The sequence below is a fragment of the Alkalihalobacterium chitinilyticum genome, from assembly GCF_029028005.1.
Classification (GTDB): domain Bacteria; phylum Bacillota; class Bacilli; order Bacillales; family Bacillaceae_F; genus Alkalihalobacterium; species Alkalihalobacterium chitinilyticum.
Window position 1 is genome coordinate 415,200 of sequence record NZ_JAOTPO010000002.1, and the last position, 24,036, is coordinate 439,235.

General features: G+C 33.7%; 23 protein-coding genes. 15 read left to right on the forward strand and 8 right to left on the reverse strand.

The window, feature by feature from the left end; all coding sequences use genetic code 11:
- Nucleotides 1–28: 28 nt before the first annotated feature.
- Genes N7Z68_RS04660 through N7Z68_RS04670 form a run of 3 tightly spaced genes read right to left on the reverse strand, consistent with a single transcriptional unit; the run spans nucleotide 29 to nucleotide 3,434 of the window.
- Nucleotides 29–1,201, reverse strand: coding sequence for a glycosyltransferase family 4 protein (locus tag N7Z68_RS04660; protein WP_275117297.1), 1,173 nt, complete (start codon nucleotides 1,199–1,201; stop codon nucleotides 29–31).
- Entirely contained in the window at nucleotides 1,201–2,157 is a 957-nt protein-coding gene (locus tag N7Z68_RS04665) for an NAD-dependent epimerase/dehydratase family protein (protein ID WP_275117298.1), read from the reverse strand. Before N7Z68_RS04665 ends, N7Z68_RS04660 begins: the two co-directional genes overlap by 1 nt.
- The gene (locus N7Z68_RS04670) at nucleotides 2,154–3,434 is read right to left on the reverse strand and encodes a UDP-glucose dehydrogenase family protein (RefSeq protein WP_275117299.1); all 1,281 of its coding nucleotides are present in this window, start codon (nucleotides 3,432–3,434) and stop codon (nucleotides 2,154–2,156) included. The genes N7Z68_RS04665 and N7Z68_RS04670 overlap by 4 nt, the downstream gene beginning before the upstream one ends.
- A 252-nt stretch (nucleotides 3,435–3,686) precedes the next feature.
- Here N7Z68_RS04670 and N7Z68_RS04675 point away from each other — a divergent pair, with 252 nt between their 5' ends.
- The 12 genes from N7Z68_RS04675 to N7Z68_RS04730 all read left to right on the forward strand — a co-directional run bounded on the left by N7Z68_RS04675 (nucleotide 3,687) and on the right by N7Z68_RS04730 (nucleotide 15,871).
- On the forward strand, nucleotides 3,687–4,361 hold the full coding sequence (locus N7Z68_RS04675) for a glycosyltransferase family 2 protein (RefSeq protein ID WP_275117300.1): 675 nt from the start codon (nucleotides 3,687–3,689) through the stop codon (nucleotides 4,359–4,361).
- 62 nt (nucleotides 4,362–4,423) lie between these two features.
- Nucleotides 4,424–5,116 carry a galactosyltransferase-related protein gene (locus tag N7Z68_RS04680; protein ID WP_275117301.1) on the forward strand — a complete coding sequence of 231 codons (693 nt, stop codon included), beginning with the start codon at nucleotides 4,424–4,426 and terminating at the stop codon, nucleotides 5,114–5,116.
- Between the two features lie 65 nt (nucleotides 5,117–5,181).
- Nucleotides 5,182–5,865: a glycosyltransferase gene (locus N7Z68_RS04685; RefSeq protein ID WP_275117302.1), complete on the forward strand. Its 684-nt coding sequence runs from the start codon at nucleotides 5,182–5,184 to the stop codon at nucleotides 5,863–5,865.
- A 51-nt stretch (nucleotides 5,866–5,916) separates the two neighbouring features.
- Nucleotides 5,917–6,747 (forward strand): SP_1767 family glycosyltransferase, encoded by an 831-nt coding sequence (locus tag N7Z68_RS04690; RefSeq protein ID WP_275117303.1) that lies wholly within the window; start codon nucleotides 5,917–5,919, stop codon nucleotides 6,745–6,747.
- A 128-nt stretch (nucleotides 6,748–6,875) separates the two neighbouring features.
- Nucleotides 6,876–7,628 (forward strand): sugar phosphate nucleotidyltransferase, encoded by a 753-nt coding sequence (locus tag N7Z68_RS04695; protein ID WP_275117304.1) that lies wholly within the window; start codon nucleotides 6,876–6,878, stop codon nucleotides 7,626–7,628.
- Entirely contained in the window at nucleotides 7,625–8,584 is a 960-nt protein-coding gene (gene rfbB / locus N7Z68_RS04700; protein WP_275117305.1) for a dTDP-glucose 4,6-dehydratase, read from the forward strand. The genes N7Z68_RS04695 and rfbB overlap by 4 nt, the downstream gene beginning before the upstream one ends.
- 11 nt (nucleotides 8,585–8,595) lie before the next feature.
- A complete protein-coding gene (rfbD, locus tag N7Z68_RS04705; RefSeq protein WP_275117306.1) occupies nucleotides 8,596–9,444 on the forward strand; it encodes a dTDP-4-dehydrorhamnose reductase in 849 nt (282 codons plus the stop codon).
- A complete protein-coding gene (locus N7Z68_RS04710; protein WP_275117308.1) occupies nucleotides 9,437–9,892 on the forward strand; it encodes a dTDP-4-dehydrorhamnose 3,5-epimerase family protein in 456 nt (151 codons plus the stop codon). Before rfbD ends, N7Z68_RS04710 begins: the two co-directional genes overlap by 8 nt.
- A 44-nt stretch (nucleotides 9,893–9,936) precedes the next feature.
- Nucleotides 9,937–10,866 carry a glycosyltransferase family 2 protein gene (locus tag N7Z68_RS04715; protein WP_275117309.1) on the forward strand — a complete coding sequence of 310 codons (930 nt, stop codon included), beginning with the start codon at nucleotides 9,937–9,939 and terminating at the stop codon, nucleotides 10,864–10,866.
- 369 nt (nucleotides 10,867–11,235) lie between these two features.
- A complete protein-coding gene (locus N7Z68_RS04720) occupies nucleotides 11,236–13,842 on the forward strand; it encodes a glycosyltransferase (protein ID WP_275117310.1) in 2,607 nt (868 codons plus the stop codon).
- A 45-nt stretch (nucleotides 13,843–13,887) separates the two neighbouring features.
- Complete coding sequence (locus N7Z68_RS04725; protein ID WP_275117311.1) at nucleotides 13,888–14,700, forward strand: sulfotransferase domain-containing protein; 813 nt, start codon at nucleotides 13,888–13,890, stop codon at nucleotides 14,698–14,700.
- Nucleotides 14,701–14,776: 76 nt separating this feature from the next.
- The gene (locus N7Z68_RS04730) at nucleotides 14,777–15,871 is read left to right on the forward strand and encodes a YheC/YheD family protein (RefSeq protein ID WP_275117312.1); all 1,095 of its coding nucleotides are present in this window, start codon (nucleotides 14,777–14,779) and stop codon (nucleotides 15,869–15,871) included.
- A 69-nt stretch (nucleotides 15,872–15,940) separates the two neighbouring features.
- On the opposite strand, the gene N7Z68_RS04735 is transcribed toward N7Z68_RS04730, so the two are convergent.
- The 4 genes from N7Z68_RS04735 to N7Z68_RS04750 all read right to left on the reverse strand — a co-directional run bounded on the left by N7Z68_RS04735 (nucleotide 15,941) and on the right by N7Z68_RS04750 (nucleotide 19,359).
- A complete protein-coding gene (locus N7Z68_RS04735; RefSeq protein ID WP_275117313.1) occupies nucleotides 15,941–16,912 on the reverse strand; it encodes a CgeB family protein in 972 nt (323 codons plus the stop codon).
- Between the two features lie 78 nt (nucleotides 16,913–16,990).
- Nucleotides 16,991–17,479, reverse strand: coding sequence for a hypothetical protein (locus tag N7Z68_RS04740; RefSeq protein WP_275117314.1), 489 nt, complete (start codon nucleotides 17,477–17,479; stop codon nucleotides 16,991–16,993).
- 243 nt (nucleotides 17,480–17,722) lie between these two features.
- Nucleotides 17,723–18,451, reverse strand: a complete 729-nt coding sequence (locus tag N7Z68_RS04745; RefSeq protein ID WP_275117315.1) for a BMQ_0737 family morphogenetic spore coat protein — start codon at nucleotides 18,449–18,451, stop codon at nucleotides 17,723–17,725.
- Between the two features lie 197 nt (nucleotides 18,452–18,648).
- Nucleotides 18,649–19,359 (reverse strand): BMQ_0737 family morphogenetic spore coat protein, encoded by a 711-nt coding sequence (locus N7Z68_RS04750; protein ID WP_275117316.1) that lies wholly within the window; start codon nucleotides 19,357–19,359, stop codon nucleotides 18,649–18,651.
- 316 nt (nucleotides 19,360–19,675) lie between these two features.
- Between N7Z68_RS04750 and N7Z68_RS04755 the strand changes: the two genes are divergently transcribed.
- Entirely contained in the window at nucleotides 19,676–20,131 is a 456-nt protein-coding gene (locus N7Z68_RS04755; protein ID WP_275117317.1) for a hypothetical protein, read from the forward strand.
- A 177-nt stretch (nucleotides 20,132–20,308) separates the two neighbouring features.
- On the opposite strand, the gene N7Z68_RS04760 is transcribed toward N7Z68_RS04755, so the two are convergent.
- A complete protein-coding gene (locus N7Z68_RS04760; protein WP_275117318.1) occupies nucleotides 20,309–21,052 on the reverse strand; it encodes a BMQ_0737 family morphogenetic spore coat protein in 744 nt (247 codons plus the stop codon).
- 245 nt (nucleotides 21,053–21,297) lie between these two features.
- Here N7Z68_RS04760 and N7Z68_RS04765 point away from each other — a divergent pair, with 245 nt between their 5' ends.
- Together N7Z68_RS04765 and N7Z68_RS04770 are read left to right on the forward strand one after the other, a co-directional pair.
- The gene (locus N7Z68_RS04765; RefSeq protein WP_275117319.1) at nucleotides 21,298–23,415 is read left to right on the forward strand and encodes a coiled-coil domain-containing protein; all 2,118 of its coding nucleotides are present in this window, start codon (nucleotides 21,298–21,300) and stop codon (nucleotides 23,413–23,415) included.
- Between the two features lie 5 nt (nucleotides 23,416–23,420).
- Nucleotides 23,421–23,843 (forward strand): M67 family metallopeptidase, encoded by a 423-nt coding sequence (locus tag N7Z68_RS04770; RefSeq protein WP_275117320.1) that lies wholly within the window; start codon nucleotides 23,421–23,423, stop codon nucleotides 23,841–23,843.
- Nucleotides 23,844–24,036: the final 193 nt, after the last annotated feature.

Sequence of the window (24,036 nt, forward strand, 5' to 3'; positions counted from 1 at the left end):
AAAGGTTTAGGAAGTGTAACCCTAAACCCTACTGAAATTTAGATGGCTGGGTTAATTTTGTCTCGGCTTCCTTTAATGTTTGATAAGCCGCTTCTATCCGTTTAACCGTATGTTTATATTGAAAATTTTCTTCAGTCAATAGACGTCCATTTTTAGCGATTTCTGAAGCTTCGAGAGGGTTAGATAAATAGTAATCAATCGCTTCAACAAATGCATTTAGTTGATTGTAATTGTCGATTACGTAACCATTTTGCATATGAGTAATAACTTCTGGATTCCCGCCTCGGTTTGTTGTAATAATCGGAAGACCAGCAGCCATTGCTTCATAATGAACTCTTGCTAGCGGTTCCTCCCATTGTGAACTGCATACAAATAGATCTGCTATAAGGAAAAACTTTGGAATTTCCTGTGCAGGAATAAATCTCGTAAATATGACCTTATCTTTGAGTGGCTTTGCTAGTTGATGGAGGTAATGAACATAATGATTTATTGAATTGTCACTAAACCACTTTCCACCAGCAATGACCAAAACGGTATCAGGATGTATTTTTAGCAGATTTTTCATCGATTGAATGAGAAGGTGTGGTCCCTTCGATTTACAAAGTCGTCCCGCAAATAAAATGACTTTTTTATTCTCAACCCCATATTTTTGACGATAATGTTGTCGTATGGGTTGGATATGAGAAGCCCATAACGGTGAAAATTCATCTATGTTGACACCAGAGTAGGCAACGGTTGTTTTTTCTTGAGCTTCTGGAAACCTATTAATCACTTTTCCCTTAATAAACTCACTAATTGTAAAAATATGGTCGCAAGCTTTGACTACCTTATTTCCTAAATCCATAGAAATTTTTTCTTCACGCATTACATCGTTATGGAGGCTAAGAATAAACTTACTTTTAGGAGCAACTTCTTTATAATGGAGAAGGGCTTTTGGGCGATTGAATACTTGAATAATATCAAATTGTGATTTAGCTAAATACCTTTTTACTTCCCGTATATAATATTTATACTGTACTCGAATAAAGTGAATGTTATTCTTTGTTTCAAAAGTTGGTAAAGTAGAATCAGCCACTGAAAAGATGGTAATTTCATTTTTTTTACTTAACAGTGGCACAATTCCATCAACTAATACTTGAATGGCTCCACCTTTTATTGCAGGAGAAGGAAGATTTTCAGTACAAATAAAAGCAATTTTCATCAATCCACCTCCCCGTACAGTATTTTGAGATCATTAATTTCTTTTTGCAACCCTGCTTTTAATGTAGTCTTAGGTTGGTAATGGAGAATTTTTTGCGCTTTAGAAATATCTGCCCATGTATGTTTCGGTTCCCCGCGTGTAGTACCGGTTATTTGTATGTTAGCTTTTTTTTGTAAAAGTTCTTCAAGGATTGAAATAGTGTCTAACACTGAAGCTCGTTCTGTACCACCAATGTTAATCGTTTCACCAATAACTGAATTATTCGTATAAAGGACGGCTGCTGTTCCCTTTACACAATCAGAAATAAATGTAAAGTCTCGCGTTTGTTTTCCATCCCCGTAAACTTGAATAGGTTCGTTTAAAAGCATCCTTTTAATAAAGCGGTGGAAGGCCATATCAGGTCGTTGCCTTGGTCCATAGACAGTAAAATACCTTAAAATAACAATCGGAATACTATCATTTTCTTGGTAAACTTTACACAAGTACTCTCCAGTTAGTTTCGTTACACCATAGGGCGATAAGGGTGCACAGCTTGAATCTTCTGAAACCTTTCCTGTTTTATCACCGTAAGCAGAGGAAGTGGAAGCATAAATGAATTTTTTTATAGGTAATGTACGGCATGCCTCTAACAACCGCTGAGTCACATTGATATTATAGTCAACATAGGTTTTGAAGTCTTCACCCCAGCTTGATCTCACCCCAGGCATTCCTGCCAAATGATAAATAACATCGACGTCGCTTAAATAATCAGTCCAATTAATATAGAGTAAATCTTCTTTTACAAATTGGAAGCGTGGATGGTTCAGGAGGTTCTTTAGATTACGTAGTTTTATAGAATGGTTTGTAAATCCTAAAAAACCATCGACACCAATGACATCATTTGTTTTATCAGATAATAGATATTCACAGAGGTGTGAACCGATAAACCCAGCTGCCCCAGTTACTAAAATTTTCACAATTGCCCCACCCCTAGATAGTGAAGATCAAGATGTCTAACCGTCCTTGGATCAATGATATTACGGCCGTCTAGAACGACGTTTCCTTTCATTTCTTTTTGGACCTTTGACCAGTCTGCTGACTTAAATTCATTCCATTCAGTGGCAACGATTAGAATATCTGATTGTTTAACAGAATCATAAGCGTTCGAATGACAGATAATTTCAGGATGTTCGAACTTAACAACAGGATCGTAAGCTTGAATGGTTGCACCTTCTTCTAGTAATTTTTCTATTAAGCGAATTGAAGCTGAATAGCGAATATCATCGGTATTAGGTTTAAAAGAGAGTCCCCAAACGGTAATTTTTTTACAAGAAAGGTCAGGTACCACCGTTTTTAATTTGTTAACATAAATATCAATTTGCGTGTCATTAACCTTTTGTACAGAGGTTATTAATTCAGGTTGAATGTCCTTCTTTTTTGCTGCATACACAAGCCCTTCTAAGTCCTTTGGAAAACATGAGCCACCGTACCCTAATCCTGATCTTAGGAAAAGCGGGCCAATCCTTGGGTCAGTCCCAAGTCCTAAAGCAACATCTGATACATTCACTTCATATGCATCACAAATTCGGGCCATTTCATTGATAAACGAAATCTTCGTAGCTAAAAACGCATTAGAAGCATATTTAATCATTTCTGCACCCGATAAACTTGTCACAATATAAGGTGCATTTACGCCTTTATAGATTTTTTGTATTACTTGAAGTGGTTCCGGTCTTTTTACTCCGATCACTATCTTGTCTGGTTCGAACATATCTTTTACAGCTGTCCCTTCCCTAAGAAACTCAGGATTTGAAACGACATCAAATAGATCAGGCTCCACGTTTTTTTCTAATAAGAGTTGATGAATATTTTCATTTGTTCCAGGAGGTACTGTACTTTTTATAATAATTGTTTTATGAGAAGTTATTGACGTTACTATTTTATCAATTACTGATTCAACATAGGAGAGGTCAGGGCTACCGTCCTTTAAAGAGGGGGTGCCAACTGTAATGAAAATTATTGGATTTTTAGAAATCTTTTCTTCTACTTTAGTAGAAAAAGTTAAATGGTTATTTTCTAAGTTTTTTACAATTAATTCTTCTAAGCCGGGTTCGAAAATAGGAACATTGCCACTTTTTAACCTTTCAATTCTTACTTCGTTTATATCAACACAATCAACATGATGGCCACAGTCTGACAAAACAGCTGCAGTTGTTAACCCTACATATCCTGCTCCAACGACACAAATATTCATTCCATATCTCCTTCCAGTTGCAAATCCGAAATTCTAATCAAAGGCTTATATATCGTATTACTGGAACAGGGGAAAGCGTGACGATCTCCTATCCAATTCATTAAAAATAGGTATTGCCCTAGCTGCGTTAGTTATGTTTTTAATACAAATTCCAATGAACTAATTAATTGGTTTAAACATTAATGAAGTTTGTCTCATAACATATATACAAAGCTAAAGATAAAAACTTTGGATTGGAGGGGGATAAGTTAAATGGTTTCAATTATTACTTGTACAAAAAGGCCAGAGAGAATAAATGATATATTCGAAAATTATGGTCGGCAAGTGGTAAAGGAGAAAGAATTAATTATTGTGCTGAATTATGATGAAACAGATATAAAAAAATGGCAGGAAAAAGCGAAACAATATTCAAACGTATTTATCTTTCAACTCCCAGCATATATGAGGTTAGGAGCTTGTTTGAATTATGCAATAGAGAAATCAAATTATGAATGCATTGCAAAATTTGATGATGATGATTACTATGCGCCTCATTATTTAACAGAGGCACTTAAGGCAATTTATGAAACTAATTCTGATATGGTGGGGAAAAAAAACTTTTATGCATACATGAAAAATAAAAAAGCGCTTGTGCTCCATACGATGGGACAACAAACCCTTGCTGGTCCTACTTTAGTATTTAAAAAAAGTATATTTAATAAAGTGAAATTTTCCAACAAGATTAAAGCAGGGTCTGATCAGAAATTCCAAAGAGATTGTCTAAAGTATGGGTATAAACTCCACTCAACAAGTCAGTACAATTTTACCTTGATAAGGACAGACTCTAAAGGACATACGTGGAAAATCAGCGATGAAGAATTTTTAAGAATTTCTGAATTAGTGACTTATACAGAGGATTATGAAGATTATGTCAAAAAAGATTTTTGATGTTGTTAACTGAGTTAAAACTGAAGATGATATGAAACTTTGAGAAAAAGAGAGGGGTAAACGTGTTAGATGAAGTCTCGGTGTTAATTCCTTTTAAACCAAGTAGTGGCATTAGAAGTAAACTTTTTGAGTGGGTATTAAGTTACTATGAAAATGTATTACCAGATGTAGAGATATGTATAGGGGAGAATGATGAAGAACCCTTTAATAAATCAAAAGCAATTAATACAGCCGCCGCAAAAGCAACAAAAAATATTTTTGTAGTAGTCGATTCCGATATTGTATATAATCCACAAATAATAAAGAAATCTGTTCAATTACTTGAGAGTCATGCGTGGGTAATTCCTTATAATAGGTGTTTAGATATTACTGCAAGGAGTACTGAAAAACTATTAAATTCGCATCCTCAATGGCCTTTTCCCTTAGAAATAGAGTATAAAGAACGTTTTAACAAAAGCGCTTATGAGTCAGTAGGAGGTATGAATATTTTGTTCCGTAAAGATTTTAATATAGTTAAAGGGTTTGATGAGCGATTTAAGGGTTGGGGTAGAGAGGATGACGCATTTAAAAATGCCATGAATACGTTATGTGGACCCTATAAAAGAATTGAAGATGAGTATATATACCATTTATGGCATCCCAAAGTGGGAATGAAGGGTAATCCACATTTTTCTTATAATCAACAACTATATAGACAATACGTTCGATGTAATGGAAAAGTAAAGAGAATGCAGGCTTTAATTAATAGTCGATAAATGGTCAATTATTTTGTGGTTAGACGGACAAGGTATTTATAACTTTAATGAAGGGAGTTTTCCTTGTGATATCAATTATCACTTGTACAATCAGGCAAGAAAATATAAATCTTGTGTTTGAGAACTATGATCGACAGATTTTAAAAGAAAAGGAGCTAATAATTATACTTAATAGAGACGAAATGGATATAAATAAGTGGCAGGAAAAAGCAAAACAGTATAAGAATGTGTCTGTTTATAAACTACCAAGTGGTGTTCATTTAGGAGAATGTTTAAATTTTGGAATAGAAAGGTCAAGGTATGATTACATTGCCAAGTTTGATGATGATGACTACTATGCCCCTTATTATCTAAAAGAAGCATTAGGAGCTCTTAAAGAAACAAACGCAGACATTGTAGGAAAGCATGCTTTTTTTGCATATATCGAAAGGACAAAATCCTTAGTAATTCGGTTTAAGGGACAAAATAAATTTGTTGGTGCAGTTGCTGGTCCAACATTAGTTTTCAAAAAGAATATAACAAAACATATAAAATTCAGAAATATAACATTAGGTGAAGATCAACAGTTTCAGAAAGATTGTAGAAAAAAAGGTTTTAAAATCTATGCGACGAGCCATTACAATTTCGTGCTTATAAGAAAAGATATCCAAGGTCACACTTGGAAAATAGATGAGAGTGAATTTTTAAAGCAAAGCAAGGTTGTCACAAGGACAGATAATTATCAGAACTTTGTTAGTAAGGACATATGACTGTGTTTTATTATTTATTACCTTTAAGCAGAAAAGAAATGGGTGATATATATGACACCGAGTTTTAAAAATAATGAGTTAATAATTAAAAATAGTGATGAAACCTTAGACAAAATATTGGAATCCAATTGTTCTGTAAGTAGGTTCGGAGACGGGGAATTTAATGTTATGCTAGGCGGCAGTATAAATTTCCAAAAGCATTCTGTTATTTTAAAGGATCGACTTTTTGAAATAATTAACAGCCAACATTCTAATCACATTGTTTGCATTCCGTATGTATTTAAAAGTCTGAGAGGTCTTACACCCAAATCAAAGGACTATTGGAGAAAATACATGAATTCAAAATACAATGAAATAAAAACTCTTCTTAACTCTAATAACGAATACTATGACTCCCTAGTGACAAGAGTTTATATCGATCATTTAGATAAAAGTAAATCATTGGAGCGATTTAAAAAATTTAAAAAAATATGGGACGGAAAAAATATTGTAATTGTTGAAGGTTCAAAAACTAGGTTCGGTAGGGGAAATAATTTATTAGAGAATAGTAGGTCAATAAAAAGAATAATTTGTCCTGCGGAAAGTGCATTTTCTAAATATCAGGATATTGTTACAGAAGTAAAAAAACAAAGTAGAGAGGATTTAATATTAATTTCACTTGGACCTACCGCTACAGTATTAGCTTATGATTTGGCGAAAAGTGGGTTCCAAGCAATAGATATTGGTCACATTGACATTGAATACGAATGGTTTTTGCAAGGTACTAACGACAAAATACCTATAAAGAATAAATATGTTAATGAAGTAAAAGGGGGAAGACGGGTCGATTTTAAAAGGGATATAGAATATGAGGAACAGATTGTAAAAAGAATTGAAGAATAAGAAATCATCTAGATATTTTAAAGTTCCCAAATCACCCCTATTTTCGGTAGGACAACTTTCTTTCTCATTTCTACAAGAATAGAGTACTACCATAGTGAAATTTCTCTAGTCATAAAGGGTGTGAAAAAATGAAAGGAGTTATTCTAGCTGGAGGTAGAGGTACTCGACTAAAGCCTTTTACAAAAATAATTAATAAGCATCTTCTTCCAATTGGTCCATATCCGATGGTTTATTGGTCAATCCAGAAGCTAAAAGAGATAGGAATAACAGATATATTAATAGTAACCAATGAAGAACACTTAAGGTCTTTTGAAACATTATTTGATCAAGGACAGGAATTACAAGTGAATTTAAGTTACAAAGTTCAAAGAGCAGCCGATGGAATAGCAGATGGTGTGTCATATGCAAGATCGTTTGTGAAAGATGAGAAGTTTGTTACTTTACTTGGTGATAATATCTTTGAAGATTCACTGGCGCCATATATTAACCGTTTTAAGAAGCAAATAGGTGGGGCGAGAGTTTTATTAAAGAAGGTTCCTAACCCATCTCGATACGGAGTAGCCCTATTAAATGAAGAAGATAACTCTATACGATCGATCATAGAAAAACCAGTAAAAAAAATTTCTCAATATTGTGTAACAGGTATATACATGTTCGATAACCAAGTATTTAAATATATTGATTCAATTCATCCATCAAGCCGAGGCGAGCTAGAGATTACAGATGTTAATAATTTGTATATAAAAGAAAAACAACTACAGTATGATATTCTAAATGGCTGGTGGATAGACGCAGGTACACATGAATCACTATATAAAGCGAATAAATTAGTATTCCGAAGTTTGGAAGACAAGTCGCTGATAAAGGGGGGAGGAATGTGAGGAAACACCTTCTAATTACTGGTGGAGCTGGGTTTATCGGATCAAACTTCATTGAATATATGTTAAAGAATTCAGATTATGCTATTACGAATATAGATGTCCTAACATATGCAGGAGACTTAGATAATACGCTCGGCTTTGAATGTTATCCTAATTACCGTTTTATTCAATGCGATATAAGTAATAACAATCAATTAAAGGATGTCTTTGATCAAAGTTACGATTGTATAATAAATTTTGCTGCAGAATCGCATGTAGATCGAAGTATTGAAAATGCACACCCCTTCCTAACAACAAATATTTATGGGACTTTAAATCTGCTTGAATTTGTGCTGAATAGAAAAGCAAAAAAGATGATACAAATATCCACAGATGAAGTTTACGGGTCTCTAGAACAAAACAACCTTCCCTTTACAGAAAAATCTTCACTTTATCCCAATAATCCATATTCAGCTAGCAAAGCAAGTGCTGATTTATTGGTTCGATCCTTTTATCAAACTCACCAACTACCACTAATTATTACTAGGTGCAGCAATAATTATGGACCAAAACAGCATATTGAAAAGTTTATTCCTAAAGTAATTACAAATGTTCTAAATGATCAAAACATTCCGTTGTATGGTGATGGACAACATGTTAGAGATTGGTTATTTGTTGTGGATCATTGTCGCGCTATTCACAAGGTCTTAGAACATGGTGAAATAGGTGAAATATATAACATTGGTGGAGGGTACCAACGAACAAATGAAGAAGTCATTTCTTTTATCCTCGATTATTTAGGCAAAGATAAACGTTTAATTAAATATGTAGAAGATCGTAAGGGACATGACAGAAGATATTCAATTAATTGGGGAAAAATTCATAAGGAATTAGGGTGGAAGCCTGAAATCTCCTTTGTAGAAGGTTTAACAACTACGATTGAATGGTATATGAATAAATTAACTCAACAGAAGTAGGTGACTAATTAGTGCGGATTTTAATTACGGGTGCTAATGGCCAGCTAGGAAAAGAGTTAACACGAGAGGCAAAACAAGTATCAGAAGTTACAGCATTAGGAAAAGAGATGCTTGATATAACTAATGTTTCAGAAGTAAAAGAAACAGTGAATAATATTAAACCAGATATCATCGTTCACTCAGCGGCTTATACAGCTGTAGACAATTGTGAGTATGAAAAAAAGAAAGCATTTGAGGTTAATAGTTTAGGTACGTTTAATGTAGCTAAAGCAGCGGATCATGTGGGAGCAAGTATCGTCTATCTTAGTAGCGATTACATTTTCAGTGGTGAGAAGACGACGCCTTATATTGAAAGAGACGAACCAAATCCGAAGAATATATATGGTATGAGCAAATGGCTCGGAGAACAACTGATTCAATCGTCAACGAGTAAATTTCATATTGTTAGAACGTCTTGGTTATTTGGGAGTGGTGGCGAGAATTTTGTAAAAACGATCCTCAAACTAGCGAAGCAAAATAAAGAGATTAAAGTAGTTAATGACCAAGTTGGGTCACCAACATATACAAAAGATTTAGCTGGTGTCATTATGCAGTTAATTTATAAAAAATTTGGTATTTATCATGTTAGTAACATGGGGTGTTGTACGTGGTATATGTTTGCAAAACATATTTTAAAACAAGCAGGTTATGATCCAGGTCTTATTCAACCAACAACGACTCAAGAGTTTGGGGCGAGAGCAACTAGACCAGCCTATTCCGCTTTGGGTCACGAATCACTACAACGTGAAGGTATTCCTGACCCTAGGGGATGGCAAGAGGCTGTTAATGAATTCATAAGGGAGGAGTTAAATCGTGATTGAAGGTGTCAAGGTAAAAAAACTTCTTAAACACTGTGATGATCGCGGTTTTTTTGCTGAACTAGTGAGAGATGACGAGGATTTGTTAGAACGTTTTGGGCAAGCTTCCTGGTCTATGAGTTATCCAGGGGTTATAAAAGCATTCCATTATCATGAAGAACAAGATGATGTATGGTTCTTTCCTGCTGGAAACGCTCAAGTTGTTCTTCATGACCTTCGAAAGGACTCCAATACAGTTGGTGAAACAGATGTTATATACATGGGTGAAGATAACCCTATCGTTTTACTCATACCAAAGGGCGTGGCACATGGTTATCGAGTATTAGGGCAAAAGCCGGCTACAATCATTTACTTTACTACGAAGTCCTATAATTCTAAAAATCCAGATGAAAAACGAATTCCTTATGATGATCCAACCATTGGATTTAATTGGGAAACAAAGAACCGATAAAGGTCAACTAAATAGATTAGATCAATATAAAAAGGGAGATTGTAATGAACCAAAAGAAAAATAAGTATTTTTTAATCAGTATGGTTAAAAATGAAGCAGATATTATAGAGTCATTTGTAAGATATCATCTAAATATATTCGATGGTATTGTTATTTTAGATAACAAAAGTACGGACAATACTTGGATAATTCTTGAGAAGTTAAAAAAAGAAGGTTTGCCTTTGACTATTATCCAAGATGATAGTTTAGAATTTATAAAAGGAAAGAAAACAACGAAAATGTTATATGAAACATTAAATAGATATAACCCCGATATAATTTTTATACTGGATGCAGATGAATTTTTAGTATCTTCAAACCATCAAGATCATCCAAGGGACTTTATTGATCAACTTACACAAGTTAAGGTGTACTATCTTCAAAGAGAAAATTACTATCCGCATTACACCGATAATATGGGCGAATTATTTGTACCAAGAAGGATCACATATAAGAGTAATGAAAACCCTGCACCAAAAGTAGTCTTCACTAAAGAAATTATGAATAGATATCCAATTAATGTTCGTCAAGGAAACCATGGAATATTACCAAAGGAAAAAAGTTTACAGAGGGAAACTTTAAGGAAAATTAAGATTGCTCATTATTCAATACGTTCCGATGACCACTTTAAATCAAAGGCTGTCATTGGCTGGATTGCAAACTTATCTAGACACGATCGAACAGAAGGAGCATCTCGCCGATGGGCAAAGTGGTTTGAGAAAATTAAAAATAAACCTAATTTCACATTAAATCACATGTTAGCTAAAAAAAAGCTATATCACCATCCCATTAACTTATCATTTTGTAAGGATTTAGAAATTAGGTATACAAAGAAAGATGAAGTTTGTTTTATGAGAAATTTTCTAAGCTATTGTGAATTACTAGCTATTGAACAAGCTAGACTAAGAAATGAGCTTTTAAACAAGAAGAAGTGAAATGATGTTTTTAATTAAAACATCATTATCTATAGAGACCTTTATTAATAGATGATTAATCCCCGAATAGAAGGCACTATAAATAGTGATATATTCGGGTTTTTTAATTTAAGTTGATATTTAACTAGTTATAGGTACAATCAATTCAAGTTTTTTTACATAAATTAGATATAAAAGCAGCAGGAATTTAAACTGAACTTTCCTGGTTCTCTATGTTTAATAATAACGCTACTCTTGAAACATTTATATTTATATAAACGTGAAGTAAAGTAACAGTTTTTTTATAGTTCAAAGGTATTTTAGGTGTCAGCTAAATTTTTTAGTTGGCGTTAAGTTGTATCAGTCATAATAGAAATTGAGGTGTAAAAATTGTTAGAGTTTTTACGTTTTTCTGGAAAAGAGTCAATAGTTATTGATCCTTTGATAAAAGAAGTAAAAAATTCCTTCACCTATGAATTTTGGGTAAAACCTTTAACCGAGCATAAAAATTCAATTCAAACTTTCATAAAAAACTCTGGAATGACAGGCCAAAACTATGTGATAGGTCCAGTACATGGCGGTACACACAGTATTGCGGGAGCTGGGATCTCAGTTGGTAAAAATGGTGTTACAGTATTTGAACATACACACAATTATTTACCTGCAACCTTAGTATATGATGGAGAAATTCATAAATGGACACACGTCGCAGTTGTATATAAAGATAAAAGACCTTTTTTATATATAAACGGTAAATTGGTCAAAAGTGGGCTTAAAAGCCTGAAGAATGAAGTATATGCATCGGGGATTATTGGAGGACTTCAACCTTATGGTTACTTTAATGGACTATTAGGTGAGTTGAGAATTTGGAGTTACCCTAGGAGTCAATATGAGATTAATAAGGATATGAACAAAAGTATAACTGGTGAAGTACAAGGTTTATATGGGTGTTGGAGTATATCTGGTAATGATTTCATTGAAGTAGGACGTTCCAAAACTAAGAGTCATGATATTAAACTCGTAAAAGAAGATATACAAATAAGTCAGGCTGCTAAATCCGTTATGAAACAAACAGACGTTGAAACAATTGATGTAATTGTTTGTGTACACAATGCACTAGCAGATGTAATGGAATGTTTAGAATCATTAATGGTAAAAAAAACAATACCATTTAATTTAATAATAGTTGATGATGGGAGTGATAATGCTACAAAATCCTATCTGAAACACTTTGCAAATAAATACAATGTCCAATTAGTAAGGAATCGGGTAGCACAGGGATATACTAAGGCAGCAAACAAAGGATTAAAGCTATCAAGGTCTAATTATTCTGTATTATTAAATAGCGATACAATTGTTACTCAACATTGGTTGGAAAAGCTTATTCAATGTATGGAATCTGAAAAACACGTAGGTATTGTAGGTCCAGTATCTAATGCTGCAACATGGCAATCTGTACCTAAGGTTACTGATGGAACAGGTTGGGCAACTAATCCGTTAGATCTAACCGTAGAGGAACAATCTAGAATTGTTGAAAAGGCATCGACTAAAAGCTATCCTGAAGTTCCTTTGTTAAACGGATTTTGTTTAATGATAAAAAGAGATGTTTTGAATAGGATAGGATATTTTGATGAAGTAAATTTTGAGCATGGGTATGGTGAAGAAAATGATTTTTGTTTACGTGCTACTAGTGCAGGGTTTAAGCTGAAAGTTTCTGAAAATTGTTTTATCTACCATAAAAAATCAAAGAGTTATACGGAAGCTAAAAAAAGTATATTAAAAAAACGTGCAAATAATTCTTTAAACAAGAAATTTAGCTTAGAAGAAATTAAAAAGGCAACTGACGCTTTGAAGTTAAATGAGAAACTTCAATTATTAAGAAGCAACGTTCTTCAAGGTATAAATAAAAAAATACCGGAAAATAATAATCCGTTAGTATTATTTGTTCTCCCAGTAAAAGGAGGGAATGGAGGGGTACATTCCATCATTCAAGAAACCATTGGGCTGCAAAAAATAAATATAAATGCAAAAATAGCAATAAAAGGTAAGTTAAAGAAAGAGTACCTTGAAAATTACCCAGAAGCCAAAGACTATTTTCTATATTTTAAGGATGAAGAGGAGCTAATTAGGATTTCTCAACATTTTGATATCGTAGTTGCAACCATTTTCTCTTCTGTATCACTTGTCAAGAATATTATAGATAAATATCCGTATATTAAATCTGCGTACTATATCCAAGATTACGAGCCTTGGTTTTTCACAACAGACCATCCATCATATCTTCAAGCCATTGAGTCTTATGAATTATTACCCAACATTTATGCATATGCTAAAACGAATTGGATTTGTAATATCGTAAAGAAAAACCATGGCCTGAATGTTCATAAAATACAACCTAGTTTAGACCAATCACTATTTAATTCAGGTTTTGAAAGAGTGGTAGATAATAAACAAGTCCGTATTTCCGCAATGGTTAGACCAAAGACGCCAAGAAGATCACCTAAAGAGACAGTAGAAGTCTTAAAAGAAATAAAAGAAATGTATGGGGATAAAGTGGAAATCTCTACATTTGGTTGTACAAATGATGAGTTAAAAAAGTTAGAAGACTCGGATCGTTCGCTCTTTAAAAACTATGGGGTCCTTAAAAGGCACCAAGTCGCAACGCTGTTGAAAGGGACAGATATTTTTATTGATTTATCTTCGTATCAGGCTTTTGGACGTACTGGATTAGAAGCGATGGCTGTTGGGTGTTGTGTAATACTGCCTGTTATTGGTGGTACGGATGAATACGCAGTTCACAATGAAAATAGTTATCTAGTCAATGTTCAACATAGAGAAAAGGTTATTGAATATATTTGCAGGTTAATAGATGACCATGAAATTCGCCAATATTTTTCTCAAAAAGCTATAAGAAGTGCAAGACGTTATTCTATTGAAGAAGCAGCGATATCTGCAGCTAATTTCTTTTTAGAAATAGTACGGAGTGAGAGTCATTAAACTTTATTTATAGGATAAACTTTTTCCTTTAGGAGTGAAAGTATAATGAATTTACCTAATTTTCTCATCATTGGTGCACAAAAGTGTGGAACAACTTGGCTTTACGATATGTTAAATCAACATCCTGAAGTATATATGGCAAAAAAGAAGGAACTAGAATTTTTCAGTTACTCAAAAAATAACTTAGGGGATATCAAAAATTACACAAGTAATTTTCTAGATGCTAATGGGAAGACGGCTATAGGAGAGGCGACACCAAGTTATTTTTGGAATGCAAATAACTATTCTAAATGGAATTTTAAACCCAATGGGTTTGAAAAGGATATTCCAAAACAAGTCCATGAGACTTTAGGATCCTCAACTAAACTTGTACTATTGCTCCGTAACCCAATTGAGAGGGCAGTCTCAGCGTACTTCCACCATTGTAAGAAAAATAGAATTTCATTTCAGAATGACTTGCTAGATGTCGGGAAGTATCATGGTATTATTCATATGGGGTTTTATTATGAACATTTAGTAAAGTGGTTTGAATTTTTTAACCCAGAGAATTTTTTAATTATTATCTACGAAACGGATATAAAAGAAAACAGTAAGGAAACATTGAAAAGAACCTTTAATTTTTTAAACGTGACAAATACGTTCATGCCTATAAACCATATGACAGAAATTCATAAAGGTATGAGTAGAGTAAAAATTGATAATAACTACTACGTATCTATTGATAGTAAAAGTGGTATTAAACATCAACAGTTAGTAGTTAATAAACAAACAAGAAAAAAACTTAAGGAAATTTATAGTGAAGATATACTAAAACTCTCAAATCTATTAAACAAAGAGTTAGTTACACTATGGCAGTAAATATATAATTATTCCTATCAATTAACCTACTAAGAAATAAAGATATGATAAAAATTTTTACTTTGAGGGGGATAATATGAAAGGACTAGATAAACCTACACTAGGAATATGTGTTGGACGTAAAGAGAATAAAAAAAGAAAAGCTTTTCTGCTCATGGTCAGGAGAAGGTTGGTTGAGTATAAAAATAACCATTTCAAGGATGTAATTGTTTTTACAATGGATAAATTATCCCTTAGTAATTTCACGGTAACAGGAGAACGTTTTCACTGGTCAAATGAAGAAATAATGAAGGAAACAGGTACGTATCCTTTACCAGATGTTGTTTATATACAAAGTGAATTTCATTTTGATGAACTGCAAGCACTCGAAAAGGTGTTGCCGGGAAAAGTTTTTAATAACCATTTTTATACAAAGTATGAATGTATAGAAATTCTGTCAAAAAATAATTATCTTCGGCCACATATACCAGAAACTAGTTTACTAGGGAACTTAGATGACCTCCATACCTATACAAAAAAATTTAATCAGTTCTATCTTAAACCAGTTAAAGGACATAGTGGTGAGGGGATCTATTATATAGAATTATTAGGGAATGGAAATGTTAATTGTGTTGGTAAAAGAGAAAAATTTATATTCGATAACTGTTCCAATTTAGTAGAATGGTTTCAACAATACTTTCAACCCAATATATATATGGTACAAGAAGCAATAACTACAAAAAAATGGAAAGAAGATAAATCCACCGATATCCGTTTAAATATGAACAAAAATGGTAATGGAGTGTGGGAAGTTAGTTTTTTAGTTGGAAGAATAGCAATGAATAAAGTATTTGTAGCTGCAGGAGCTGGAAACAATGTATTAATTTATATAGATCACTTATTAAAGCAATTATTTTCTGATAAAAGCCATGAGATAATAAAAAAATCAATTATAGATCTGGGTTATAGTATTTGTAAAACCTTTGATAAAACAAAATATAATATGGGCGATCTGGGTATTGATTTAGGCATGGATAACCAGGGAAAGTTATGGATCTTTGAAGTTAATCACCTTCCTCACCCTTTTCATAAATTAAATGATAAGTCTTTGACTTTGCCATTTGAATACGCTTATTTTTTAACACAAAAGAAAGGTAACTTTAAAGAAATATTAAAAAATCTAGTGAAGTAAAGTAAAAAAAGTGTTGAAATGGAGGATTATCTCTATTTCTTTTTTTTGTATTAATTTTTTCATATATCATCAGTGGTCTTGAATAATCCCTAATATATTACTTAGGCGGTGAAGAAAAGTTTCACTTTTTATTACCCTGTTTCTAGCATTTGAAGCAATTCTGTTTCTTTCTTCTTCGTTTATAAGATAGTAGTCAATTTTTTGTAATAAGTCTGTACAATCCTCAAAAGCAATAATTTCATCTCCTTCAACAAAATGTTTTCCAAGATCAGGTTTATTATCAATAAGCTGAAAGGCTCTACATCCCGCTATATCAAAGGTTCGATTATTTAAACTTTGATTGTAAACTCCTTGATTATTTCGATTATATTTAAACTTAGAAGAGCGGTGAGTGTTTAATATAATTTTAGACTGATTATAAATAGAAGCTACAGTACATGGCTCAATCCAATAATCAATGACGTTGTAATTATGAGTTGTTTTGTAGTCTCCAAGTGATTGAAGCCATGTATTTCCTGCAGTAAGAATCGAATAAGAGGTGTGGTCGAGTAAAAATTTTATAGTTTTTATACGCTCAGGGTAAGGAAATCCTACTAAGCTAATATCATATTTATACTTTTGGTTCGTTTGAGGTGGGGAGTATATAACAGGATCTGTTCCAAGTGGCAGATAATAAACATTATGATGTCCGTATTTTTTGTACAATGGAACACAGGATGATTCGATGGTGAATATATATTTGAAGTAATGGATTATTTTTATGGTTTTGTCAGTGTAATAAGGGTCTTCGGTTAGCCATATAGCCGTCGTACATTTCTGTTCTTTGATCCAGTTAAGAAATGAATTCCGGATATTAAATCGTGCCATAGTCAGTATTATATCGGGTTGAAAAGAAGAGACGAGTGTGTTAAGTGTATCAATGTTAGTGTAATCAGAACACGTTCTTACTCCGTGGTTTAATTGAAGTAAACCATCAATGATGGCATGGTCAAAGTAATGATAGAGACTATTATTGACAGTAGGAATATAGAGTATTTTCATAACTATATACACTCCTTAAGTTAGTCCAAGTAAAGAAGACCCCAAAGAGGGGATAACCACCTTTTTGGGATCACATGGTTAAAAATTAATAATGATTTTATTAAGAGCTCCTACCCCTTGGCGTAGTTCGTTAAAATATACAAATCCTTCAATAATCACTGAATTTTTTTCAGCAGGTTTTTTTAGTGTTAAATCAAAGTTTGAGAAAAATAACTTGTCACCTGATGCTAATTCTTCACAATCAATGGGTTTCAACCAATACTCTCCTGACTGTTTCACTCTTTCTTTCCGTTCGGAGTTAAGGTGTTGCCACTCCATCGAATTGCTAGCGTCAACAATCATTTCATTTCGTAAAGTTCCTTCGATTTTGCCACCTAATTTCCCGCTTTCAGCTGGCTTAAGACGAATACAAATAACTGGCGTATGCAATGTTTCTTGACTTATATTTTCGATAATAAAATTCCCTATAATAAGTACTTCCTTTTCTGCTTCTTCCATTTCGGGGAGAACAACTGAGTAATTAAAAAATGCTTGGCTTTTTAATTGTTGTTGAACATCATCGGTCATTTAACTACCTCCTTATTTCCATTACCTAATTCATATGTATGTAATTAGAGCCGCATATATTTATATAGCTGAAAATAAGTAGCTAGTTGGGAGAGAGTATATAAATAATAATTTCTTATGTAATTTCCACATATGCCCTGGACATATGTCATGTACTATTTTTCGTAAATGAATATACATATAGTAAAGAGGGAGAAGAAGATAAAAAAAGAGGAGAGCATCTCCTCTTGAAATGGTTTTTTATTAATAATCGTCAGGTACAGGAAAGATTTCTGGGCATTGTGGTGGAAACTGAAGTGGCGGACAAGTAAACGGTACTTCAGATCGAGGTTGACAGAATTCCGCTTCGATTTCAAGCTTTACGATTGCTTCCATTTGAATGTTTTGGCACATGTTAATGGAAACATCGATTTGTTGGAAAGTCGGATCTCCTTCTTCATCTTCCTCACAAATTAAATTCACATCACACTCGAAGTCAGTAATTTCGCATTGTAAAAATGTCCCTTCTGGAGCACATAAGAAAAACTTTTCAGCGACAGCGAATGATTGAGGAGCAGATGTACACACTACAGTTCCAGAGGCATTTCTAATTTGGAGAATATAATAACCTTTTTTAAGCACTTTAACTCTTTGAAGTGTTAGTACTTCACCATCTGGAAGAGTAATATTTACATCTTGTCGTCCATGAGGTTGTGTTATTTCTTTACAAATGATGGCACCAGGTGCTAATGGATTTACTGGGTTACCGTGGGCATCAGTTAGAATACACTCAATAGACAATTTCCCCATTTCCGCTAATTCGGCACAAGGATCTACACAATCAGCACCATTGCATTTGAACTTTAACGTCTTTAATGCTTCATGGCCTGTGAATGATTGAAGAGGGACATCTGCTTGACGAGTTACCCAATCATACACTTTTGGTACTTTGATACAAAGTGTTTCTTTTTCATCTTTTTTGGACTTAAACAAAATGATCAATCCTTTCAATTGTTGTTTAGGTAAAATGTCTAATTTATAGTATGAACTTTAGATTTATATGTGCCAGTCTATATTTTCGAATAAATTCGTAGATAAAAAAGTAGTTAGTAAAAAATTTAATAGGTAAATGCAACGACAAAATTGCCCATCAAAGAAAAAAGAGGGTGGCGGCCCTCTTTTTCACTACATTAAGATGGAAAGATTTCTGGACATTGTGGTGGAACATGGTGTGGCGGACACTCAAACGGCAGCTCCTGACGTGGTTGACAGAAATCTGCAGTTATTTCTAGTTTTACTAAAGCTTCCATTTGAATATTTTGGCACATGTTAATAGATACATCGATTTGTTGAAACTCTGAATCTCCCTTATCATCTTTATCACAAATTAAATGCGCATCACATTCAAAATCAGTAATTTCGCATTGTAAATATGTTCCTTCAGGAGCACATAAGAAGAATTTTTCAGCAACAGCAAAATGTTGAGGTGCGGATGTATAGACAACCGTGCCCGCCGCATTTGTCACTTGAACGACAAAATAGCCTTTTTTCAATACCTTTACTTTTTGTAGTGTCACCACTTCACCATCTGGAAGCGTAATTTCTACCTCTTGTCGGCCATGTGTTTGAGGAATTTCAGTACATAGTATTGAACCATGTTTTAATGGATCAACAGGATGACCAGCAGAGTCTGTCACGATACAATTGATTGATAATGCCCCCATACCATCTAATTCAGCACAAGGATCCAAGTATTTTCCATTAAAATTCAGTTGCTTTAAACCTTTCTCCCCTGTGAAAGCTTGAAGCGGTACATCCACTTGACGAGTCACCCAGTCATATACTTTTGGTACTTTAATACAAAGGGTTTCTTGGCGTCCCTCAATTGGTTTAATCTCCATATTTTATTTTTCTCCTTTCGAGCATTGTTATAGGGTTCCTTCCCACTTTTATACTATGTAAATGCCCTTTTTTGGTGATGAGAAATTTTTAAAATAGTATTAGATCCCTTGTGATTAGGTCCAGCAGCCATAATATTCAATTTGAGTAATTGTTTGATAGTAACCGTAGCTGATCCAAAAGAGGATGAGATATTTTATAACTGGAATGACTCCCGCCTCTTTTTTTGAATATAAAACTAAAATGGATGATTGTCCTTTACAGAACTGAATGGTCTTCATATTATATATTATCTTGATAGAAAGAGAGGTGAGATAAATGGTAAACGGAAATATTTGCCCTCAAACACAAGAAATTAATGGTGTTCTATTTGAATTTTTATCGACTCAAGAGAATATCGCAGCTGGTATTCTTCAATACCGAGTAACTAATTTTAGAACTGGTCCTGGAAGCGGACTTAGTCACTTTACGGTAGATTTACCATTGTGTCCGTTTGATGAATTTCCTGAAACTTTACCAGGTCGAGTAACAAGAAATGGGATGACTACTGATACTATTTATGAAGTAGAGGAAGTCGATCCAACTACTGGCTGTAGAGGTGTAAAGAATCTAGATGAAGATGGACTAGAAGGAGACGGAGATAGTGCAATATACACAATCTTCTTACCAGAAGGGTTCATCTATGAATTATGTGAGGTTTCTATGTGCTGGTTCGGTGCAGGAGTAGCTCATGGTCCTGAACCAATTTGTGGTATATGCTGTGCAGTTAAGTAATACAATCAAACATTAAAAGGAAGTGTTACCTAAAAGATCTTTAGGTGACACTTCCTTCTGTTTTTATCCTCATTTTTAGTTTAAATAATACTAATTTTGGTGGTTTGCTTTAACAAAAAATCCATGTAAGTCAGTAGACTGAACCGACTTGCATGGATTTGATATATTTTCCTCTAGTTAAGTATTACCAGGGAAAACGTCTGGGCATTGTGGAGGTACAGGTAGTGGTGGGCATTCAAATGGAATTTCTTGACGAGGTTGACAGAAATCTGCGGTAATTTCTAATTTTACAAGTGCTTCCATTTGAATGTTTTGACACATACTAATAGCGACTTCTACTTGATTAAACGTACCATCGTCATTACAACAAAGAACAGCCTCACATTGAAAATCGGTGATTTCACATTGTAATTTAGTTCCTGTTGGCGCACAAAGGAAGAATTTTTCTACTGTTGCGAATGGTTGGGGGTCAGAATAACAAACTCCGCCTTTTCCATTGGATACTTTAATGATAAAGAAGCCTTTTTTTAAGACTTTTACTTTTTGTAAAGTCACTGTATCTCCGGTTGGTAAAGTAAATTCAAAGCTTTCACGGTTTCTTGGGTCAGTTATCTCTTTACAGATTAATCCCCCTGGTGCTTCAGGATCAACAGGTTTTCCTGCAGCATCAGTAATAATACATTCAACATTTAAAGTATGACAATCAATTCCAAGCTTAGAATCGCCTTTGTGGCAATCTAAAATTAAACATGGGTCAGCATCAGGTATATAGCCGTCTTTACATTCGAAATTTAACTCATCTAAACCAATAAGACCATTAAAAGATCGATGAATATCAGCTTGGCGAGTTACCCAATCATACACTTTGGGTACTTTGATACATAGTGTTTCTTGGCCACCGCGAATTGGATTAACTTTCAATACACTCATCCTTTCAGAATATAAATAATTGGGTTTTTACCACACTGTATTGTATGTATCCCGGTTTATTTTGTATAGGTACATGCACAGTCTTCTCGGTATGAATCCAATTTTTTTTGATGAAAAAGAGAAACAAATTAATCATTTGCCCATATACATGATACAGATGGATAATTTTTGCCTGCTTTTGGGTTGGTTGCTTTAAGGATAATGGTTACTCAGTTTGCTTGAAAGGAGAGATTGTGGTGAGCCGTCAAATGAAAAGTGAGTTTAATAACGTACAACAAAAACAAATGTTAATACATTTAAAGTCGGAACTGTCACGCTATCAAATGAATGAGGAACGGTATGAGCAGGCAGTTGAGAAGTTAAGAAAGGAAAAGAAAGAAATACAGAGAGCTCTAAATGATAAAATCAATCAATTAAATGAAATTACAGAAGAAAGTCGTGAATTTAGTAGTGAGAAATTAGCATTATTATCTCGACTAGAGGAATTAGGAAAGGTAAAAGTTGAGCTCGAACAAACGGTTTCTAATTATGAAACTGAGAAAATTCAATTAGCTGAACAGTTAGAAGAATTAAAAGCACTCTTAGATCAAGGCCAACAACCGCTGTTAGAAGAAATAGCTTTTCTAAAAAGTGAAAATACCGAACTTCAACAAGCTCTAGAGGAGAAGACGGATATAATTAATGAAGCAGAAGCGTTAAAACAGAACTATATACAAGAAAACGAGGCATTAGCAAATGAAAATGAACAGATGATCCAACAATTAGAATCAATGGAAGGTTTACATCGCACTTATGAACAAGAGATTAGTAGTATTACAAAATCAAACGAGCAACTTCACAGTGAAATTGCAACTTTAAAAGAGAAGATGAATGATGATCAAGTGGACATCATCGAAAAATATGAACAACTGAAACTAGAAAAAAGGAAATTGGAGCAGGAACTTGAGGAAACAACTGCTGGTCAAGAGAAATTACACGAGGAAATGCAAGCTTATTATTTAGAAAGGAAAGCGTTTGAACAACAATTTCAGAATTTGGAAGCAGACGTTACAAAATACGAAGAGACTATAAAAGAGCAGAAGATCAATATCCAACAGTTACACGAAGCATCGGAACGAAACCAAGAAGAACTTTATGAACAGATAGAACAACTAAAGGCACACCTTCAAGAACGTGAGGAAGAGATAAATTTATATAAAATGAGGGAGGCTGAGGGTCAAAAACAAGCTAACAGTGAAATAGAAGATATAACTAATAAATACCGTAAATTACAGCAAGAGGTTCAAGAGCAATTTTCTTATATTGACCAATTAGAAGCTGAACAGAATGTGATTGTACAGCAAAAAGAGGAAGCAGATGAACAGCTGAAGCTGTATTTATCAGAAAAAGAAACATTAATTCAGCAAATGAGTGAACTTGAAGGTAAGTTACAAGATTATCAAGAAAATTTGAGTCAGCACCATCCAAACGAAGAAGTAGAAAAGCTAAAGCATGAAAAAGCACAACTACAACTAAAATATGAGCAACAGATAGAAAAAATGACTGAAGTTGAGAATCAAGCAGGGGGACTGAAAAATCTTCAGGAGAAGTGTAGAGAAACGGTAATGGAAAATGAAAGGCTAGTAAAGGAAAACAACTCTTTAAGTAGTCAAATGGAACGACTTGAACAACAAAATAACAGTATTCATGAGCATTTAAAGTACTATGAAAGTTTAAATGAAGAGATGAAACAAGAAGTTAAGAACTTAAAGAAAGAAATGACTGACATTCAAGCAGAGTTAAAAGACAATACTCAAGAAAGGAACCGATTAACCCAGGAACTCGAAAAACAAATTACACAATTGAAGGAATCAAGAGAAAATCAAACAAAACACAGTGAACAGCTTAAAGAGTACAAGGAATTATTACTGGAATCTGAAAAGAATTTAAATAAAATACAACAGGAATACCAAAGACTCGAAATTCAATTGGAAAAACAAACAGCAGATTTAGTACGGTTGAAGGAACAAAGAGATGAATATTTAAATGATAAAAAATTATTAGCTAACCTGCTGCAAAATCAAACGAGTAAACCTAATTTGCAAATGGATAAACAGGTGGAACCTAATAGTATTCCTCAGAAAACGAATACACCAATTGAAGAAAAGACAGTAAGACAATTGGATGAAACAACTAGCAACTCATGGTTCCTTAGAAACTTAAGAGATCAAAATTCAATGAAAAACAAGGGTAATGCTAAACCACAGTCCACACCGAACCGAACGACAGGAGATACCTTTTTATCGTTTAATAAACGATTGCAGCAACAACCTTCAACAGACCAACAGGATGCTGGAAAAGCACCTGATCAGTGAAAAAGATGATGAGCATCAACAGTAATAAAGTTTTTCACTTAAAAACAGAAGTATATAAGCAGATGGTTGAACACTGCATAAGTGAGGCACCGATAGAAGCTTGTGGGTTCATATCTGGAAAAGGTCAAGTTGGTCTTACTTGTTGGCCAGTACCTAATGAAAAGGAAAGTCCAGTTCGATTTGCCATTTCAGAAGATGTCTTGAAAGATACGTTTAATAAGATTGAGAAAAAAGGAGAACAATTAACAGGTATTTTTCACTCCCACCCAACAACAAGAGCGTACCCATCTTTTAATGATATTAAAAATCATACTTATCCTACCGTTGTATATATTATTATTTCTTTATTAAAAAAGGAGCCTGTTGTTAATTGCTTTTATATTAATAAAAATAGGGAAGTGACTACGCTCATTCTAAAATTAATTTAACTACCTTATCCTTATTACACATTATTCTAAAGAGTTCCTCCAAAAATTGAGGAAGGGTAGTTAGAATTCTATCTTCTTTTTTAAGGTAACGAAAGTGCGGAAACACCTTTCATACCATTTGCATACAATACTTTAGAAGTCAGACTAACTTCTTTAATACAGTCCAGTTTGGGTAATATATATCCTGTATCTA

What these genes read in the sequence shown, in the direction of transcription:
- N7Z68_RS04660 (WP_275117297.1), bottom strand. Translation starts at nt 1,201, where the DNA reads ATGAAAATTGCTTTTATTTGTACTGAAAATCTTCCTTCTCCTGCAATA.
- N7Z68_RS04670 (WP_275117299.1), bottom strand. Translation starts at nt 3,434, where the DNA reads ATGAATATTTGTGTCGTTGGAGCAGGATATGTAGGGTTAACAACTGCA.
- N7Z68_RS04675 (WP_275117300.1), top strand. Translation starts at nt 3,687, where the DNA reads ATGGTTTCAATTATTACTTGTACAAAAAGGCCAGAGAGAATAAATGAT.
- N7Z68_RS04690 (WP_275117303.1), top strand. Translation starts at nt 5,917, where the DNA reads ATGACACCGAGTTTTAAAAATAATGAGTTAATAATTAAAAATAGTGAT.
- N7Z68_RS04695 (WP_275117304.1), top strand. Translation starts at nt 6,876, where the DNA reads ATGAAAGGAGTTATTCTAGCTGGAGGTAGAGGTACTCGACTAAAGCCT.
- N7Z68_RS04715 (WP_275117309.1), top strand. Translation starts at nt 9,937, where the DNA reads ATGAACCAAAAGAAAAATAAGTATTTTTTAATCAGTATGGTTAAAAAT.
- N7Z68_RS04725 (WP_275117311.1), top strand. Translation starts at nt 13,888, where the DNA reads ATGAATTTACCTAATTTTCTCATCATTGGTGCACAAAAGTGTGGAACA.
- N7Z68_RS04730 (WP_275117312.1), top strand. Translation starts at nt 14,777, where the DNA reads ATGAAAGGACTAGATAAACCTACACTAGGAATATGTGTTGGACGTAAA.
- N7Z68_RS04735 (WP_275117313.1), bottom strand. Translation starts at nt 16,912, where the DNA reads ATGAAAATACTCTATATTCCTACTGTCAATAATAGTCTCTATCATTAC.
- N7Z68_RS04740 (WP_275117314.1), bottom strand. Translation starts at nt 17,479, where the DNA reads ATGACCGATGATGTTCAACAACAATTAAAAAGCCAAGCATTTTTTAAT.
- N7Z68_RS04750 (WP_275117316.1), bottom strand. Translation starts at nt 19,359, where the DNA reads ATGGAGATTAAACCAATTGAGGGACGCCAAGAAACCCTTTGTATTAAA.
- N7Z68_RS04755 (WP_275117317.1), top strand. Translation starts at nt 19,676, where the DNA reads ATGGTAAACGGAAATATTTGCCCTCAAACACAAGAAATTAATGGTGTT.
- N7Z68_RS04770 (WP_275117320.1), top strand. Translation starts at nt 23,421, where the DNA reads ATGATGAGCATCAACAGTAATAAAGTTTTTCACTTAAAAACAGAAGTA.